15 protein-coding genes are annotated in these 15904 nt (G+C 72.7%); 9 read left to right on the top strand and 6 right to left on the bottom strand.

Annotated elements, in window-relative coordinates:
- Positions 1-35: 35 nt before the first annotated feature.
- The 3 genes from ACFV0O_RS12855 to ACFV0O_RS12845 form a co-directional block, all read right to left on the bottom strand.
- On the bottom strand, positions 36-1178 hold the full coding sequence (locus ACFV0O_RS12855) for a glycerate kinase (RefSeq protein ID WP_380340243.1): 1143 nt from the start codon (positions 1176-1178) through the stop codon (positions 36-38).
- 460 nt (positions 1179-1638) lie between these two features.
- On the bottom strand, positions 1639-2526 hold the full coding sequence (locus ACFV0O_RS12850; protein WP_360250216.1) for a 2-hydroxy-3-oxopropionate reductase: 888 nt from the start codon (positions 2524-2526) through the stop codon (positions 1639-1641).
- 113 nt (positions 2527-2639) lie between these two features.
- Positions 2640-3482 carry a TIM barrel protein gene (locus ACFV0O_RS12845; protein WP_380340240.1) on the bottom strand — a complete coding sequence of 281 codons (843 nt, stop codon included), beginning with the start codon at positions 3480-3482 and terminating at the stop codon, positions 2640-2642.
- 218 nt (positions 3483-3700) lie between these two features.
- On the opposite strand from ACFV0O_RS12845, the gene ACFV0O_RS12840 reads away from it, so the two are divergent.
- The 7 genes from ACFV0O_RS12840 to ACFV0O_RS12810 all read left to right on the top strand — a co-directional run bounded on the left by ACFV0O_RS12840 (position 3701) and on the right by ACFV0O_RS12810 (position 9659).
- A complete protein-coding gene (locus tag ACFV0O_RS12840; RefSeq protein ID WP_380340298.1) occupies positions 3701-3946 on the top strand; it encodes a thiamine-binding protein in 246 nt (81 codons plus the stop codon).
- A complete protein-coding gene (locus tag ACFV0O_RS12835; RefSeq protein ID WP_380340237.1) occupies positions 3943-4323 on the top strand; it encodes a helix-turn-helix domain-containing protein in 381 nt (126 codons plus the stop codon). The genes ACFV0O_RS12840 and ACFV0O_RS12835 overlap by 4 nt, the downstream gene beginning before the upstream one ends.
- 236 nt (positions 4324-4559) lie before the next feature.
- Positions 4560-5063: a 2-oxo-4-hydroxy-4-carboxy-5-ureidoimidazoline decarboxylase gene (gene uraD, locus ACFV0O_RS12830; protein WP_380340234.1), complete on the top strand. Its 504-nt coding sequence runs from the start codon at positions 4560-4562 to the stop codon at positions 5061-5063.
- A gap of 107 nt (positions 5064-5170) precedes the next feature.
- The gene (gene uraH / locus ACFV0O_RS12825) at positions 5171-5506 is read left to right on the top strand and encodes a hydroxyisourate hydrolase (RefSeq protein ID WP_380340231.1); all 336 of its coding nucleotides are present in this window, start codon (positions 5171-5173) and stop codon (positions 5504-5506) included.
- A 32-nt stretch (positions 5507-5538) separates the two neighbouring features.
- Positions 5539-6459, top strand: a complete 921-nt coding sequence (gene pucL / locus ACFV0O_RS12820; RefSeq protein WP_380340228.1) for a factor-independent urate hydroxylase — start codon at positions 5539-5541, stop codon at positions 6457-6459.
- Between the two features lie 266 nt (positions 6460-6725).
- Positions 6726-8204, top strand: a complete 1479-nt coding sequence (locus tag ACFV0O_RS12815; RefSeq protein ID WP_380340225.1) for a nucleobase:cation symporter-2 family protein — start codon at positions 6726-6728, stop codon at positions 8202-8204.
- A gap of 69 nt (positions 8205-8273) precedes the next feature.
- On the top strand, positions 8274-9659 hold the full coding sequence (locus ACFV0O_RS12810) for an 8-oxoguanine deaminase (RefSeq protein WP_380340222.1): 1386 nt from the start codon (positions 8274-8276) through the stop codon (positions 9657-9659).
- Positions 9660-9927: 268 nt separating this feature from the next.
- Here the strand turns inward: ACFV0O_RS12810 and ACFV0O_RS12805 are convergent, their stop codons facing one another.
- The gene (locus ACFV0O_RS12805) at positions 9928-11190 is read right to left on the bottom strand and encodes an MFS transporter (protein WP_380340220.1); all 1263 of its coding nucleotides are present in this window, start codon (positions 11188-11190) and stop codon (positions 9928-9930) included.
- A 55-nt stretch (positions 11191-11245) separates the two neighbouring features.
- On the opposite strand from ACFV0O_RS12805, the gene ACFV0O_RS12800 reads away from it, so the two are divergent.
- Positions 11246-12283, top strand: coding sequence for a winged helix-turn-helix domain-containing protein (locus ACFV0O_RS12800; RefSeq protein ID WP_380340217.1), 1038 nt, complete (start codon positions 11246-11248; stop codon positions 12281-12283).
- Positions 12284-12436: 153 nt separating this feature from the next.
- Here the strand turns inward: ACFV0O_RS12800 and ACFV0O_RS12795 are convergent, their stop codons facing one another.
- Positions 12437-12838 carry a gamma-glutamylcyclotransferase gene (locus ACFV0O_RS12795; protein WP_380340214.1) on the bottom strand — a complete coding sequence of 134 codons (402 nt, stop codon included), beginning with the start codon at positions 12836-12838 and terminating at the stop codon, positions 12437-12439.
- 151 nt (positions 12839-12989) lie between these two features.
- The gene (gene aceB, locus ACFV0O_RS12790; protein ID WP_380340212.1) at positions 12990-14672 is read right to left on the bottom strand and encodes a malate synthase A; all 1683 of its coding nucleotides are present in this window, start codon (positions 14670-14672) and stop codon (positions 12990-12992) included.
- A 153-nt stretch (positions 14673-14825) separates the two neighbouring features.
- On the opposite strand from aceB, the gene ACFV0O_RS12785 reads away from it, so the two are divergent.
- Positions 14826-15671, top strand: coding sequence for an IclR family transcriptional regulator (locus tag ACFV0O_RS12785; protein ID WP_380340209.1), 846 nt, complete (start codon positions 14826-14828; stop codon positions 15669-15671).
- The last annotated feature ends 233 nt before the right edge of the window (positions 15672-15904 follow it).

The raw sequence follows: 15904 nt of genomic DNA, 5'->3' as shown, positions 1-15904 counted from the left end.
TTCAACAAAACGTCAATGGATGAACGTACGAGGGTTCAACGCGCCAGCAGTTCGTCGGCCAGCTTCCGTCCGGCGACCTCGGCCAGCTCGGCGGCCTTGGTCATGCTGTCCCCCGGCTGCTCGGCCAGGTCGGTCAGCGCGATCGCGGCGGTGAAGCCGGCGGCCCGCCACTGGGGCTCGGCGAGCTCCAGCCGGCCCGCCACGGCGGCCACCCGAACCCCCGCCCGGGCGGCCGCCGCGGCAACTCCGGCGGGGGCCTTGCCGTGGAGCGTCTGCGCGTCCAGGCAACCCTCGCCGGTCACGACGAGGCGTGCCCCACGCACGGCCTCGTCGAAGCCCAGCAGGTCGAGCAGCAGCTCGATGCCGGGTCGCATGGTGGCGCCGAGCAGGGCGAGGGCGGCGAAGCCCACCCCGCCGGCGGCGCCGGCCCCGGGGGCCTGCCGGACGTCCCGTCCGGTGGCCTCGGCGACCAGGTCGGCGAACCTGGTCAGCCCTTCCTCCAGGACCAGCAGGTCGTCGCCGTCGGCGCCCTTCTGCGGGCCGTAGACGGCGGTGGCGCCGCGCGGCCCGAGCAGCGGGTTGTCCACGTCGCAGGCGACCACGACCTCGACGCCGCCCAGCGCGTCGGCCAGCGGGCCGAGGTCGATCTCCGCGAGCCGGCGCAGCGCGGCCCCGCCGGGCGGGAGTTCGGCGCCGTCGGCGTCGCGCAGGCGCACCCCGAGCGCCTGCACCATGCCCGCGCCGCCGTCGGTGCAGGCGCTGCCGCCGAGCCCCAGCACGATCCGCTCGACGCCGAGCGAGACGGCCCGGGCGATCAGCTGGCCGACGCCGTAGGACCCGGCCGCGAGCGGGGCGGTCCGGCCGCCGGGCAGCCGGGCGAGTCCGGAGGACTGTGCCAGCTCGACCACGGCGGTGTCGCCCCGGACGGCCAGCGCGGCGTCCACCGGCAGGCCGGTCGGGCCGGCCACCTTGGCCGGCACCCGGTCGAAGCCCGCCGCGAGGGCCGCGGCCAGGGTGCCCTCGCCGCCGTCGGCGACGGGCAGCTCGCGCACCTCGGTGCCGGGCACGGCGAGCCGGATGCCGGCCGCGATCCTGGCGGCCACCTCGGCGCCCTCCAGGCTGCCCTTGAACTTGTCGGGGGCGACGACCACATGGCCCTGGCGGGGGGTGGGGAGCATCGTGGGGTCCTCGCTTCCGTACGGGTGTGGCGGTGGTTCTGCGACGTGCGTCCAGCATGGGCCCGGTGCTCCGGGGGTGCGAGCCCCCGGACGGTGCGGTCCGGGTGGGGTGCGGCCCCCTGCCGGGTGGGGTGCGACCCCCTCCCGGGTGGGGTGCGACCCCCTCCCCGCCGTTCTCCCTCGGCCTTCGGCCGGGAAGTACCCCCACCGGTCCCGCTTCCGACGTACCGGGGGGCTCCCCTCGGCGGGGAGGGGGCCAGGCGACGCGCAGGCACGACCGAAGTGCCCCCTGGGAGGGAGTGCGCATCACCGGCTGGATCGACCGGCGGGCGGGCGGATGAGCCCCTGCCCGCGCGCCGGTCGGGTCGGACCTCCTGGCGGCGCGGGCACGACCGGATGGGTACACGCCGCCAGGAGGAGTTCGTGGGCCGGGGGCTCCGCGCGGGTGCCCCCGGCGGTGTTACGCGACCTCGCGGCCGGAGAGCCGCTCGACGCCGCGCAGCAGCGCCGAGTGGTCGAGGGAGCCGTCGCCGTTGGCCCGGGCGGAGGCGACCAGCTGGGCCACCACGGCGCCGACCGGCAGCGCGGCGCCCACGGCGCGGGCGGCGTCGGTGACGATGCCCATGTCCTTGTGGTGCAGGTCGATCCGGAAGCCCGGGGCGAACTCTCGGTCCAGCATGTTCGCCTTCTTGCGGTTGAGCACGGTCGAGCCGGCCAGGCCGCCGCCGAGCACGTCCAGCGCGGCCCGCAGGTCGACGCCGGCGTTCTCCAGGAACACCACGGCCTCGGCCAGCACCTGGATGTTGACGGCGACGATCAGCTGGTTGGCGGCCTTGACGGTCTGGCCGGCGCCGGCCGGGCCGACGTGGACGACCGTGGTGCCCAGCGCGTCGAACAGCGGCTTGGCCTCGGCGAAGTCCTCGGCGGCACCGCCGACCATGATCGACAGCACGGCCTCGACGGCGCCGGCCTCGCCGCCGGAGACCGGCGCGTCCAGCGTCCGGACGCCCTTCTCCTTGGCGGCCGCCTCGACCCTGATCGAGGTCTGCGGGGTGATCGAGGACATGTCGATCACCAGGGTGCCGGGCGCGGCGTTCTCCAGCACGCCGCCCTCGCCCAGGATGACCTGCTCGACCTGCGGGTCGGCCGGGACCATGGTGATGACGACCTCGGCGTCCTTCACGGCCTCCGCGATGGAGCCGGCGCCGTGGCCGCCGGCCGCGACCAGGGCGTCGATCTGCGGCCGGGTGAGGTTGAAGCCGGTGACGTGGTGGCCGGCCTTGACCAGGTTGGCGGCCATCGGGCTGCCCATGATGCCGAGGCCGATGAAGGCGATCTTGCGGCTCATCGCGTCGAGTTCCTTACGTGTGCGGGGTGGGAGGTCGGGTGGGTCGGCGGCGCGCCTGCCCGGCCGGACATCGCCCGGCCGGCCGCGCTGCTCGGCGGTACTGCTCGGCGGCGCTACTCGGCCGCGCGCAGCTCGCGCGGCAGCCACCCGAAGCTGTCGGCGCTGACGCCGGTGGAGGGGCGGTACTCCAGGCCGATCGGGCCGGTGTAGCCGGCGGCGGTGAGCCGGGCGAACAGGTCCTCGAAGTCGAGGTCGCCGGTGCCGGGCTCGTTGCGGCCCGGGTCGTCGGCGATCTGCACGTGGCCGATGCGGTCGGCGTGGGTGTCGATGACCCGGGCCAGGTCCTCGCCGTTCTTGGCCAGGTGGTAGAGGTCGCACAGGAACCGGGCGTTGCCCAGGCCGGTGGCGGCGTTGACCTTGTCCACCACCTCGACCGCGGCCGCGGCGGAGACCAGCGGGTAGTCCGGGGACTCGACCCCGTTCAGGGCCTCGATCAGCAGGACCGCGCCGATCCCGTGCGCGGCCTTCGCCGCGAGGACCAGGTTCTCCAGTGCGAGCGCGTCCTGCTCGGCGGGCTCGACGCCCTCGACCCGGTTTCCGTACAGGGCGTTGAGCGCCTTGGCGCCGAGTGAGCCGGCGAGTTCCGCGGCGACCGGGACGTTGGCCCGGAAGCGGTCCCGCTCGGACGGCACCGAGACGGTGCCGCGGGCGCCCCTGCTCAGGTCGTCCAGGAAGTTGAGGCCGGTGAGCCGGACCCCGGCGTCGGTGAACGCCTTGCGGAGCGCGTCCAGCTCGGCCCCGGAGGGGTCGTGCTCCTCACCGAAGGGCCACCAGAGTTCGGCGGCGGTGAAGCCGGCCGCGGCGGCTGCGGCGGGGCGCTCCAGGAGGGGCAGCTCGCCGAACAGGATCGACAGGTTGACCGTGTAGTGGTGCTTGGCAGCGGCCGTCACGTCCATCACCTCTCATCTCTCTTCCGTCATCCGCAACTTCCACGATCCGGAAGAGGGATTCTGCGTGGTGGAAGCATCTCCGGCCGGCGAAGCGGGTGTCAAGGGAGTCGCAACATTTTGTTGAAGATGCCCGGAGGGCGCCCCACCTGCCCGGCCCCGACTGTTCGATCGCCCGGCCCCTGCCCGTCCGCACCCCCGCTCGATACAGTGATCCCGTGCGATTGATGGTGGAGTTCACGACAGAACCGTTCGAACTGGACACGTTCCCGGAGCACGCCGCGGCGGCCCGCCAGGTGGTCGACGAGGCCGGCCTGGCCGTGTCGGTCGGCCCCTTCGGGACCGGCGCCGAGGGCGAGGCCCAGCAGGTCCTCGACGCGGTGACCAAGCTGCTCCGGGAGACCCTGGACGCCGGGGCGACCCGCATCTCGGTCCAGGTCAGCGTCCTGGACGAGGAGGGCGGTGCGCCGTGACCGAGCACGTGGAACACCCGCTCGCCGCGGCGGTGAAGCCGCTGCTGGACGCGGTCGGCGCGACGCCCGTCCCGCTGGACGAGGCGAAGGTCGAGGACGTCGTCCTGGAGTGGGAGGGCGTGCCGGCCCTGGCCGTCCGGCTGCCGCACCTGAGCAGCGCGCTGGACCGGCTGCTGGCCGAGATGACCCGACAGTTCGACGGCCGCCCGCTGGCCGAGCTGGACCGGCTGGAGAAGCAGCGGGTCGTCGCCCTGCTGGAGGAGCGCGGCGCCTTCACCGTCCGCCACGGCGTCGAGACGGTCGCCTCGGCCCTGGGCGTCAGCCGCTTCACGGTGTACAACTACCTCAACCGCCAGGACGGCTCGAAGTCCTCCTGAGGAGCCCCTGCGGGGGCTTCCGAACGGGTGACCCCGCCGGTTCGGCCCGGTCCGGACGCGGCTTCGGCCAGTCCGGATCGGCCTGCGGCGGGGCACACTTGGCGAATCGCACACGAAAGGGCCCGGCATCGCGGGCCGGTTCAAAACGTAACCACCAACCGTTCAACAAAGTGTTGACGACCGGGTGGGGTCGATCTAGCTTTTCCGGGTGGCACCACTCTTCAGGAGGTCCACCCGTGACCAACCACCCCCACACCCTTGACGCCCTGGCCGCGGCCGATGCCGCCGAGCTGGAAGCGATCCTGCTGGAGGTATGCTCCAGCCCCCGGTGGGCCGCCGCGGTCGCGCAGGCCCGGCCCTGGGCCGACCGCGAGTCCCTGCTCGCCGCCAACGCGGCGGCCACGGCGTCGCTGACGGCCGACGACCTGCGCGACGCGATGGCCGGCCACGCCCGGATCGGCAAGCCCAGGAGCGGCGACGCCACCTCCGAGCGCGAACAGGCCGGCATCCGGGGCGTGGACCGGGCCGTCCTCGACGAACTGGGCGAAGCCAACGCCGCCTACGAGGCGAAGTTCGGCCACGTGTTCCTGATCTGCGCGACCGGCCGTACCGCGGCCGGCATGCTCGCCGCCCTGCGCGAGCGCCACCCCAACGACGCCGCCACCGAGGCGGAGATCGTCCGCGGGGAGCTGCGCAAGATCAACGACATTCGCCTCGGCCGCCTGCTCGACGGCTCCTGACCCCCTCCCTGGCGTACCGTCGGATGCGGTCCCACCCGCACCCCGCGGCCGCCTCGCCGGAGAACTGACGCACCATCACCTCTGCCATCAGTTAGGTCACTTCACCCATGACTGGCATCTCCACCCACGTGCTCGACACCAGCCTCGGCCGCCCGGCCGAAGGCGTCCCGGTCGAGCTCGCACTGCACACCGAGGGTGGCTGGCAGGTGCTCGGCACCTCCGCCACGGACTCCGACGGCCGGGTCAAGGACCTGCCGGCCGTGGAGGCGGGCTCGGTCGTCCGGCTGCTCTTCGACACCGGCGCCTACCACGCGTCCGGGTCCGCCGAGCCGCCGTTCTTCCCCGAGGTCTCGATCGTCTTCACGGTCGCGCCCGAACAGCACCACTACCACGTGCCGCTGCTGCTCAACCCGTTCGGATACTCGGTCTACCGCGGAAGCTAGTAGACCGACCTGGAAGCTCTAGGAGCCCCGTCATGGCCCACGTGCTCGGTCAGAACCAGTACGGCAAGGCGGAGAACCGCATCGTCCGGATCTCCCGCGACTCCACCCGGCACGAGATCAAGGACCTGAACGTCTCGGTCTCCCTCCAGGGTGAGTTCGAGGACGTCCACCTCACCGGGTCCAACGCCAACTGCCTCCCCACCGACACCACCAAGAACACCGTCTACGCCTTCGCCAAGGAGTACGGCATCGAGTCGGCCGAGGCCTTCGGCATCGTCCTGGCGCGCCACTTCGTCGACAACACCGAGCGCGGTGTCGTGCACGGCGCCCGGATCCGGATCGAGGAGTACTCCTGGGACCGGATCAGGACGCCGGACAGCTCGGCCCGATTCATCGGCTCGGAGGAGGTCGGCCACTCCTTCGTCCGCACCGGCCAGGAGGTCCGCACCACCGAGATCAGCTACGACGGCGAGACCGTCCGGGTCATCTCCGGCCTGAAGGACCTCGTGGTGATGAACTCCACCAACTCGGAGTTCTGGGGCTACATCAAGGACAAGTACACCACCCTGCAGGAGGCGTACGACCGCATCCTCGCCACCCAGGTCACCGCCCGCTGGAAATACGGCTACAGCGGCCGGGACGGCGAGGCCCAGCCCAACTGGAACCGCTCCTACGCCCACGTGAAGCGCCACATGCTGGAGGCGTTCGCCGAGACCTACTCCTACTCGCTGCAGCAGACCCTGCACGCGATGGGCACCCGGGTCCTCAACAACCGCGCCGAGGTGGACGAGGTACGCCTCGAACTGCCCAACAAGCACCACTTCCTCGTCGACCTGGAGCCCTTCGGCCTCAAGAACGAGAACGAGGTCTACTACGCCGCGGACCGGATGTACGGCCTGATCGAGGGCACCGTGCACCGCGAGGGCGTCATCCCGGTCATCCCGGTCGCCTGACCTCCCCCACCACCGTGGACTCCGCCCCGAATCGCCGCACCCTCCGGCCCCCGCGGGCCGGTCGAGTCCGGGCGGGCCGCACCACCCGCACCACCCGCACTACCTGTTTCTCCACCCCCACCCACCGGAGTTCGTGTCTGCCTCGCGGCGGCCGGCCCGGGGCACTGGAGAAGCGCCCCGAGGAATCCTTGCTCCGCCGTCCCGTCCTCGGGGGGTCTCCAGCGCCACGGGCGCGCCGGGAGCCACGGGCACAAGAGGGGCTCGACATGGCACCCAGCAACACCAGCAGTACAGACGGCGGTTCCACCCCGGAAAGAACGCACGGCCCGGACGGCGCACCGGCCCACCTCCCCGGTGAGCCGTCCGGGCCCGCGCCCCACCCCGTGGACGAGTTGCTGCCCCCGGTGAAGCTGTTCACCACCGGACTCCAGCACGTCGCCGCGATGTACGCGGGAGTCGTCGCACCCCCGCTCATCGTCGGCGCCGGCGTCGGGCTCTCCCCCGGCGAACTCGCCCTGCTCATCTCGGCCAGCCTGTTCACCGCCGGACTGGCCACCCTCCTCCAGACCCTCGGCGTCTGGAAGATCGGCGCGCGACTGCCGTTCGTGAACGGCGTCTCCTTCGCGGGGGTCGCGCCCATGATCGCCATCGCCAAGAGCTCCATCGAGAGGACGGGGGGACCGAAGGACGCCCTCCCGGTGATCTTCGGAGCGGTGATCGTCGCGGGGGCCCTGTGCTTCCTCGCGGCGCCGTACTTCTGCAAGCTCATCCGGTTCTTCCCCCCGGTCGTCCAGGGCACCGTGATCACCCTCATCGGGGTGTCCCTGCTCCCGGTGGCGGTCAACTGGGCGCGCGGCGGCTCGCCGGGCGCCCCCGGGTACGGCTCCATGCGGGCCATCGGCCTCGCCGCGATCACCCTCGTCGCGGTGGTGCTCTGCAACCGTCTGCTGCGCGGCTTCTGGCAGCAGATGTCCCTGCTCATCGGTCTGGCGATCGGCACCCTGATCGCCTTCCCGCTGGGGCTGACCGACTTCGGCGCGGTCCGGGACGCGAAGGTCTTCGCGCTCCCCTCCCCGTTCCACTTCGGCGCGCCCGTGTTCGACGCGGCCGCGATCGTCTCGCTCTGCATCGTCATGGTGGTCTCGATGACCGAGTCCACCGCCGACATGCTCGCGCTCGGCAAGATCGTCGACCGCGAGGCGGACGAGCCCACGCTCGCCGCCGGCCTGCGGGCCGACGGCCTGGCCACCGCGCTCAGCCCCGTCTTCAACGGCTTCGCCGCCAGCGCCTTCGCCCAGAACATCGGGCTGGTGGCGCTGACGAAGATCCGCAGCCGCTTCGTGGTCGCGGCCGGCGGAGGCATCCTGGTCCTGCTCGGGCTGTTCCCCGTACTGGGCTCGGTCGTCTCCCTGGTGCCGCAACCCGTCCTCGGCGGCGCCGGGATCGTGCTCTTCGGCACGGTCGCGGCCAGCGGCATCCGCACCCTCGCGGAGGCCGGCATGGAGTCCGGCTCCCACACCATCCTGGTGTCGGTCTCGCTCGGCGTCGGCATCATCCCGATCGCCGTGCCCACGTTCTACGACTCCTTCCCGGAGGCCGTCCGTACCCTGATGCACTCGGGGATCTCGGCCGGCTGCGTGATGGCCGTCCTGCTCAACCTGCTCTTCCACCACGTCGGAACCGCCCGCCGGTCCAGATCCGGCCAGGGTTCCGGCGCGACGGTGCCGACGGCGACACCGTCCTGACCGGTCCGGGAGGAGTGCGCCCCCTCGGTGGCACGCACTCCTCCCGGCCCTCCCCCTAGGAGTGACACCATGGCAGTCCAGCCCCCGCCCGCCGACCAGCGGATCGTGATCGAGAACGTCGCGATCGCCACCGTCGACGCGAACGACACCGAGTACGCCCGCGGCCACGTGGTCATCCTCGGCAACACGATCGAGGCGGTCGGCGACGGCCCCGCCCCGGCGTGGCTGGACAACGTCGTACGCCGGATCAACGGCGAGGGCCACCTCGTCACCCCCGGCCTGGTCAACACCCACCACCACTTCTACCAGTGGATCACCCGCGGCCTCGCCCAGGACGACATCCTGTTCGACTGGCTGGTCGCCCTCTACCCGACCTGGGCCCGGATCGACGACAAGCTCGTCCACGCCGCCAGCCAGGGCTCCGCCGCCGCGCTGCTCAAGTCCGGCTGCACCACCGCCTCCGACCACCACTACGTCTTCCCGAAGGACGGCGGCGACATCCTCGGCGCCTCCATCGAGGCCGTCCGGGAACTCGGCCTGCGGTTCACCGCGCTGCGCGGCTCCATGGACCGCAGCAAGAAGGACGGCGGCCTCCCGCCGGACCACGCCGTCGAGGAGCTGGACGACATCCTGGCCGCCTCCGAGGCCGCCGTCGACCGCTACCACGACTCCTCGTTCGGCTCGATGCTGCACGTCGCCATCGCGCCCTGCTCGCCCTTCTCGGTCTCCACCGACCTCCTCCGCCAGTCCGCCGAACTCGCCCGCCGCAAGGGCGTCCGGCTGCACACCCACGGCTCCGAGACCGCCGAGGAGGAGCAGTTCTGCAAGGAACTGTTCGGCATGGGCCCGACCGACTACTTCGAGTCGGTCGGCTGGCTCGGCGAAGACGTCTGGATGGCGCACTGCGTCCACATGAACGACTCCGACATCGCCAAGTTCGCCGAGACCGGCACCGGCGTCGCCCACTGCCCGTCCTCCAACGCCCGTCTCGCCGCCGGCATCGCCCGCGTGCCCGACATGCTCCGGGCCGGCGTCCCGGTCGGCCTCGGCGTCGACGGCACCGCCTCCAACGAGTCCGGCGAGCTCGGCACCGAACTGCGCAACGCCCTGCTGATCAACCGACTGCACGGCTCCCCCACCGCCCTCACCGGACGGCAGGCGCTGCGCCTCGGCACCATGGGCGGCGCCCGGGTGCTCGGCCGGCAGGACGAGATCGGCTCGATCGAGACCGGCAAGCTCGCCGACCTGGCCCTGTGGAAGATCGACGGCGTCATGCACTCCTCCATCGCCGACCCGGTCGCCGCGCTCACCTTCGGCGCGCTGCCGCCGCTGTCGGTGCTGTTCGTCAACGGCAACGCCGTCGTCGAGAAGGGCCGGCTCACCACCGTCAACGAGGACCGGATCGCGCGCGACTGCGCCCGCGCCGCCAGGGAGCTGGCGTCCCGGCCGGTCTGACCCCCACTCAGGCGGACCACAGACTCCGGGGGCGCCCAGGGACGGTGCGCCCCCGGGCTCCGCGCACGCCGAGGCGGGTGCGCGGACCGCTGCCCCGGACCCACGGCGAGGGTCCGGGGCAGTGGCGCGCCCGACGAAGGGCCCGCTCCCACCCCCGTGGGGAAGGGGCCCCTCGAAGATCAGTTCCTCGACGGCTCGGAGGCTCGACGGCCCGACGGCCTGACGGCCCGACGACTCCGAGGCTCCGAGGCCCGGCCGCCCGACGGGATCAGCCCGGCAGGGCCCGGGTGCCGGCCGGCCGGGCGGCACCGGCGACGGCCGCCGGGAGCGCGGCGCCCGCGACCGCGAAGAGGGCGCCGAGGACCGCCCAGCCGAGGGCGCCGTGGTCGACGACCGTCAGGCCGATCACCAGTGGGCCGATCACATGGGCCGCCGCCTGGCCGCTCATGAAGACGCCCTGGTACTCGCCGTGGGACCGCGGGTCGGCCAGGTCCAGGCTCAGCGTCCAGCCGCCGGCCGAGGTGAGCAGCTCGCCCAGGCTGTGGACCAGTGCGCCGACGAGGACCGCCACCGTGGCGACCGCGGCCGGGCCCCAGTGGGCGGTCGCGTAGAGCAGACAGCCACCGGTCAGCAGCAGCGCGCCCCGCAGGCAGGCCCGCGCCGCCGTCGGAACGTCCACGACGCCCCGGCTCGCCCGAACCTGGAACACCACCACCAGCAGGCAGTTGACCACGCTGACGGCGGCGACCACGGCCGGGGGCGCGTCCGTCCCCAGCACGATCCACAGCGGTATCCCCACGGTGAGCACCGCGAGTTGGAGCTCCAGGACGGCATGCAGGGCGGCCACGAGCAGATAGCGGCGGTCCCGCAGGGCGACTCCCCGCCCCTCCTTCCCCCCTTCCGCGCCGACACTCTGACGATCCATCAGTCCACCTGCCGGAAGCCCGGCCAGGAGCGCCGTGGAACCGAGGAAGCTGACCGCGTCCAGGACCATCACGGCGACGTACCCGGCGTAGCTGTCGGCCTGCAGGGCCAGAGCCGCGCCACCGGAGCCGACCACCAGGCCGGCGTTCGACACCGATCGCAGCAGCGCCCGCGAGTGGACCTGGTTCCCCGCCGGGAGCACCCGGGCGATCAACGCGCTGCGCACCGCCGCGGCGCCCCGCTCCAGCACCGTCGCCACGCAGGCCAGGACCACGAAGGCCGCGAAGGAGTGCACCCAGGCGTACCCGAGGACGGCCAGCGCCTCGAGCGGCCCGACCACGAGCAGCAACCGCTTGCTGCCGACCCGGTCGGCGAGCCGTCCGACCGGCAACCCGGCGAACACCCCGCAGACACCGGCCGCCGTGAGCCCGAGCGCGATCCGACCCGGCGTCAGACCGACGGAACGGGTGAGGAACAGCACGCTCACCGTCACGAACAGCCCGTTGCCGAGGTTGGTCACCAGGCCCATCAGGGCGAGCCTGCGGACCAACGGGTCATGACGGAGGAGGCGTCCGGAACTGGGCGGACGCACGGCGGTGGAGGACATGGCAGAAGGACACCGGTGTTTTGCGATCGGCGGAATTCCTTTACCGTTACGGTCAATGTTCGAGTTCCACCTGGGCGTCGACGACCTCGCCGCCACCTGGTTCGGCTACTCCGCCCTGCAGGAGGCGGTGTTGAGCCTGCGCGCCCGCCGCTCGCCGGGCCGCTACCCCGAGCAGCAGCCGTGGATCGCCCGCTGGCAGGACCGCTACGAGACGCTGGACACCGCGCTGCTGGAGTCGATGATCGCGCCCGTCGGCTTCGTGCCGGACTTCCTCACGCCGCGCCCGCTCGGCCCCCGCCCGGACTTCGCGGCCGAGGTGGCGCGACTGGCAGCCACCCCCGCGGAGGTGGTGCGGTCCGACGTGCTGGAGGCGTACCGCGGCGGCGGGAAGCCGAGCCCGCTGCCACCGGTGCTGGCCGCGCTGATCGATCACCCGGAGGCACTGGCCGCCCGGGCGGCCCAGGCACTGGACGCCTACTGGACGCACTGCCTCGCCCCTGCCTGGTGGCCGCGCGCCCGATCGGTACTGGAGGCGGACATCGCCTACCGCGGGCGGATGCTCTCCGAACGCGGGGCGGAAGGGCTGTTCGCGGACCTCGACGCCAGGCTGACCTGGCACGCCGGGGTGCTGCGGCTCGTCGACCCGAACCCGGCCGTCAAGGCGGTGGGCACCACGGTGGACGTCGCCGGGCGGGGGCTGGTGCTGATCCCGACCCTGTTCGGGCTGGGCGCGCAGACCGACGTCACCCAGGCGGGGCCGCCGCTGGTCTGCTACCCGGCGCGCGGCAGGGCGACCATGGCCGAGGGACTGGGCACGCGGCAGCCGACGCGGGCGGACGCGGCGCTGCAGGGACTCATCGGGGCACCACGGGCGCGACTGCTGACGATGCTGGCGACGCCGGCGAGCACCACGGAACTGGCACAGCGGCTCGGGGTCACCCCGGGCGCGGTCAGCCGCCACCTCGGCGCGCTCGCGGCGGCGGGGCTGCTGGAGCGCAACCGGCACGGCCGCCGGGTGCTGTACGGGCGCAGCCCGCTGGGCGACGGGCTGGTGGCGGGCGCCGTCGCACCCCGGCCGTCTGCCGTCGGCTGACGGCCAGGGTGAGGGCCGGCGGCTGACGGCTGACGGCTGACGGCTGACGGCTTTCAGCGAACAGATGACAGATAGCGAACGTTGTCAGCTGCCATTCGTTCGCCGTCACCTGTTCGCCCGCCGGCGCGATCCCCGCGCCTCGCGCCTCAGGCCTCAGGCCTCGCGCCCGATCGTCGCGAGGTAGGCGCGCCAGCCGCCGTGGTGGGTGATCTCGCGGTGGACGCCGCGCTCGACCTCGCCCCGGGCGAGCAGCATGGAGAAGCACGCGGAGCCGTCCTCCAGCTTGATCACGCCCAGCTCCAGCTCACGCGGCTCACCGGGCAGGACGACGTCCCGCAACCGCTCCAGGCTGATTTCGTAGAGCTCGCCCTCGATGGCGGTGTCGACGGCCGGGTCGGGCAGCAGCCCCGGGCAGACGTCCGTGCCGCCGCTGTGGTCGATGGAGAAGAAGCGGTAGCCGGGGGCGGTCCGGACGGGCCCGATCAGCGCGTCGGCGACCTTGGCGTGGAACGGGCCGCCGACCATCGCCTGGCCGTTGAAGAAGATGCGCGGCATGGGTGAACTCCTCAGGGGGAAAAGGCCGTTCCGTACGGCGACGAGAGGACAGGTGGATTCGTCGCCGTACGGAACGGAGTAACGGGCCGCCGGAGTGCTACAGCCCGGCAGGCGCCTGCGGTGGCGACGGCGGCGGCGGACCAGGTTGGGCTCAGTCCAGCAGGGGCAGCGCGGGGAGGGTCAGGAAGTCCGCGAACTCCTCGGCCAGGGCGACCTGTTCGAAGAGCCGGGCGGCCTCGCGCCAGCGGCCGGTGCTGTAGGTCTCCTCACCCAGTTCGGCGAGGAGTTCGGCCAGTTCGGCGGCGACCAGGGTGCGGACCAGCTCGGCGGTGGCCTTCTCACCGGTGTCGGCGAGCACCACCCCGTTGTGGATCCACTGCCAGATCTGCGAGCGGGAGATCTCGGCGGTGGCGGCGTCCTCCATCATGTTGAAGATGCCGACCGCCCCCATTCCGCGCAGCCACGCCTCGATGTAGCGGATGCCGACCTGGACGGCGTTGTGCAGCCCCGCGTGGGTGCAGGTGCCGCCGGCGCCGGCGATGTCGAGCAGCTGGGCGGGGGTGACCGGCTCGGACGGACCGGGGTCGTCCTTCTGGTCGGTCCGCTCGCCGAGCACCGCGTCGAAGGAGGCCCGGGCGACCGGCACCAGGTCGGGGTGGGCGACCCAGGAACCGTCGAAGCCGTTGCCGGCCTCACGGTCCTTGTCGGCCTTGACCTTCTCCAGCGCGGCCGCGTTGACCTCGGGGTCCTTGCGGCTGGGGATGAACGCGGCCATGCCGCCGATCGCGTGCGCGCCGCGCTTGTGGCAGGTCTGCACCAGCAGCCGGGTGTAGGCGGCCATGAACGGCGAGGCCATGGTGACGCTGTTGCGGTCCGGCAGGATGTAGTGCGCGCCGGCGTCGCGGAAGTTCTTGACGATCGAGAACAGGTAGTCCCAGCGCCCGGCGTTGAGGCCGGCCGCGTGGTCGCGCAGCTCGTAGAGGATCTCGTCCATCTCGAAGGCGGCGGTGATGGTCTCGATCAGGACGGTGGCCCGGACGGTGCCGTACGGGATGCCGAGTTCGGCCTGGGCGTGGGTGAACACGTCGTTCCAGAGCCGGGCTTCGAGGTGGCTCTCGGTCTTCGGCAGGTAGAAGTAGGGCCCGGAGTTGGGGTCCTCGGCGCCCTTGGCGAGCAGCCGGGCGGCGTTGTGGAAGAAGTAGAGGCCGAAGTCGAGGAAGGCACCGGCGACCGGGGTGCCGTCGACGAGCAGGTGGTTCTCGTCCAGGTGCCAGCCGCGCGGGCGGACCACGACGGTGGCGAGTTCGGCGGCGGGCTTGAGGGTGTAGCCCTTGCCGGCCGCCGTGGTGAAGTCGATCCGGCCTTCGAAGGCGTCGATCAGGTTGATCTGGCCGCTGACCACGTTCTCCCAGGTCGGGGAGGTGGCGTCCTCGAAGTCGGCGAGCCAGATCCGCGCCCCGGAGTTGAGGGCGTTGATGACCATCTTGCGGTCGGTGGGACCGGTGATCTCGACCCGGCGGTCCTGGAGGGCGCGGGGCGCCTCGGCGACCTTCCAGTCACCGGCCCGGACGTCGGCGGTCCCGGGGAGGAAGTCCAGCGTGCCGGCTGCCGCGATCTCGGCGCGGCGGGCCTTCCGCCTGGCCAGGAGTTCCTGCCGTCGCCCCTCGAAGGCCCGGTGGAGGCCGACGACGAAGGCGACCGCCTCCGGAGTGAGCACCTCCTCCGCCCGGTGGACGCGCGGACCGGCGACGGTGACGACCGGAGCGGTAGGAGAGGAGGCGGTTGGCGGTACCCCCGGCCGGAGGCTGGGGGAGGACCCCTGATCTGCAGCCATGAGCAGGACACTCCTAAGACGGTTGAGCCTGGCGAAGGGAACTCCGGTGGGAGCCCCCTCGGGAACTTCCTCGATCGATACCCACCTGTCGGCGAGCTCGATTCTGTAAGGTGGAGACTAGTTTCCGCGATACAGAATTTCAACGGTTTGTTGATGAGGTCGCCGGGACTCTACTCCTCCCCGACAGCGAAGGGAACGCCGGTGGTTGCGACCCCCGACACAGCATCGACGACGGGCGCCGACCGCGCGAGCGGCGGCGTGCAGTCCGTCGAGCGCGCCTTCCAACTCCTGGAGGCACTGGCCGACTCGGGCGGCGTGGCCACGCTCAGCGAACTCTCCACCAGTTCCGGCCTCCCGATGCCGACCATCCACCGACTGGTTCGTACCCTCGTCCAGCAGGGCTATGTCCGCCAGGACACCGCCCGCCGCTACACCCTCGGCCCCCGACTGATCCGCCTCGGCGAGACCGCCGGCCGGCTCCTCGGCAGCTGGGCCCGCCCCTACCTGGCCGAACTCATGGAGGCCACCGGCGAGACCGCCAACCTGGCGGTGCTGGAGGGCGGCGAGGTGGTCTACGTCGGCCAGGTGCAGTCACGCCGCTCGATGCGGATGTTCACCGAGGTCGGCCGGCGGGTGCAGCCGCACTGCACCGGCGTCGGCAAGGCCCTGCTCGCCCAGCTGCCCGAGGAGGAGGCCCGCGCCGTCCTCGGCCCCAACCCGCTGGCGGCGCACACCGAGTACACGGTCACCGACCCGCAGGAGCTGCTGCGCCAGCTCGCCGAGGCACGCGAACGCGGCTACGTGGTCGACGACCAGGAGCAGGAGATCGGCGTCCGCTGCATCGCACTCGCCGTCCCGGGCGCGCCGACGCCCACCGCGCTCTCGGTCTCCGGCCCGGAGGCCCGCATCCGGGCCCTGGAGGAGCAGGCCGGAGCCGCCTCGCTGGTCCCGGTGATGCAGCAGATCGCGACCCGGCTCGGGCAGGTCCTCGCCCCCTGACGCTCACTCAACCCGCCTGCATTCCACGCCGATCCGGACAGCCGTGGATCCCCGCAGCCGCCGGTGTCCTCCGTTCGGGCGCACGACGGGCGGGTTGCCACGCTCGCCCGACGGCGGCTCGGCCACCCTGGTGCGGACGCGGGCCCCGCCGGCGCGGGCCGCCGGGGCCCGGGAGCACGGGGTGCCGCCGGGGGCCCCCGGCACTGGCCGGCCGCGCCCCGATCCGCGGGTGG

Source organism: Kitasatospora sp. NPDC059577 (genome assembly GCF_042735475.1).
Classification (GTDB): Bacteria; Actinomycetota; Actinomycetes; order Streptomycetales; family Streptomycetaceae; genus Kitasatospora.
Note: the sequence above shows the minus strand (reverse complement) of the source record. Positions and strands in the feature narration are given on the sequence as shown.

What these genes read in the sequence shown, in the direction of transcription:
- aceB (WP_380340212.1), bottom strand. Translation starts at nt 14,672, where the DNA reads ATGGCTGCAGATCAGGGGTCCTCCCCCAGCCTCCGGCCGGGGGTACCG.
- ACFV0O_RS12800 (WP_380340217.1), top strand. Translation starts at nt 11,246, where the DNA reads ATGTTCGAGTTCCACCTGGGCGTCGACGACCTCGCCGCCACCTGGTTC.
- ACFV0O_RS12855 (WP_380340243.1), bottom strand. Translation starts at nt 1,178, where the DNA reads ATGCTCCCCACCCCCCGCCAGGGCCATGTGGTCGTCGCCCCCGACAAG.
- ACFV0O_RS12785 (WP_380340209.1), top strand. Translation starts at nt 14,826, where the DNA reads ATGAGGTCGCCGGGACTCTACTCCTCCCCGACAGCGAAGGGAACGCCG.
- ACFV0O_RS12795 (WP_380340214.1), bottom strand. Translation starts at nt 12,838, where the DNA reads ATGCCGCGCATCTTCTTCAACGGCCAGGCGATGGTCGGCGGCCCGTTC.
- ACFV0O_RS12805 (WP_380340220.1), bottom strand. Translation starts at nt 11,190, where the DNA reads ATGTCCTCCACCGCCGTGCGTCCGCCCAGTTCCGGACGCCTCCTCCGT.
- ACFV0O_RS12810 (WP_380340222.1), top strand. Translation starts at nt 8,274, where the DNA reads ATGGCAGTCCAGCCCCCGCCCGCCGACCAGCGGATCGTGATCGAGAAC.
- ACFV0O_RS12840 (WP_380340298.1), top strand. Translation starts at nt 3,701, where the DNA reads ATGGTGGAGTTCACGACAGAACCGTTCGAACTGGACACGTTCCCGGAG.
- pucL (WP_380340228.1), top strand. Translation starts at nt 5,539, where the DNA reads ATGGCCCACGTGCTCGGTCAGAACCAGTACGGCAAGGCGGAGAACCGC.
- uraH (WP_380340231.1), top strand. Translation starts at nt 5,171, where the DNA reads ATGACTGGCATCTCCACCCACGTGCTCGACACCAGCCTCGGCCGCCCG.
- ACFV0O_RS12815 (WP_380340225.1), top strand. Translation starts at nt 6,726, where the DNA reads ATGGCACCCAGCAACACCAGCAGTACAGACGGCGGTTCCACCCCGGAA.
- ACFV0O_RS12850 (WP_360250216.1), bottom strand. Translation starts at nt 2,526, where the DNA reads ATGAGCCGCAAGATCGCCTTCATCGGCCTCGGCATCATGGGCAGCCCG.
- ACFV0O_RS12845 (WP_380340240.1), bottom strand. Translation starts at nt 3,482, where the DNA reads ATGGACGTGACGGCCGCTGCCAAGCACCACTACACGGTCAACCTGTCG.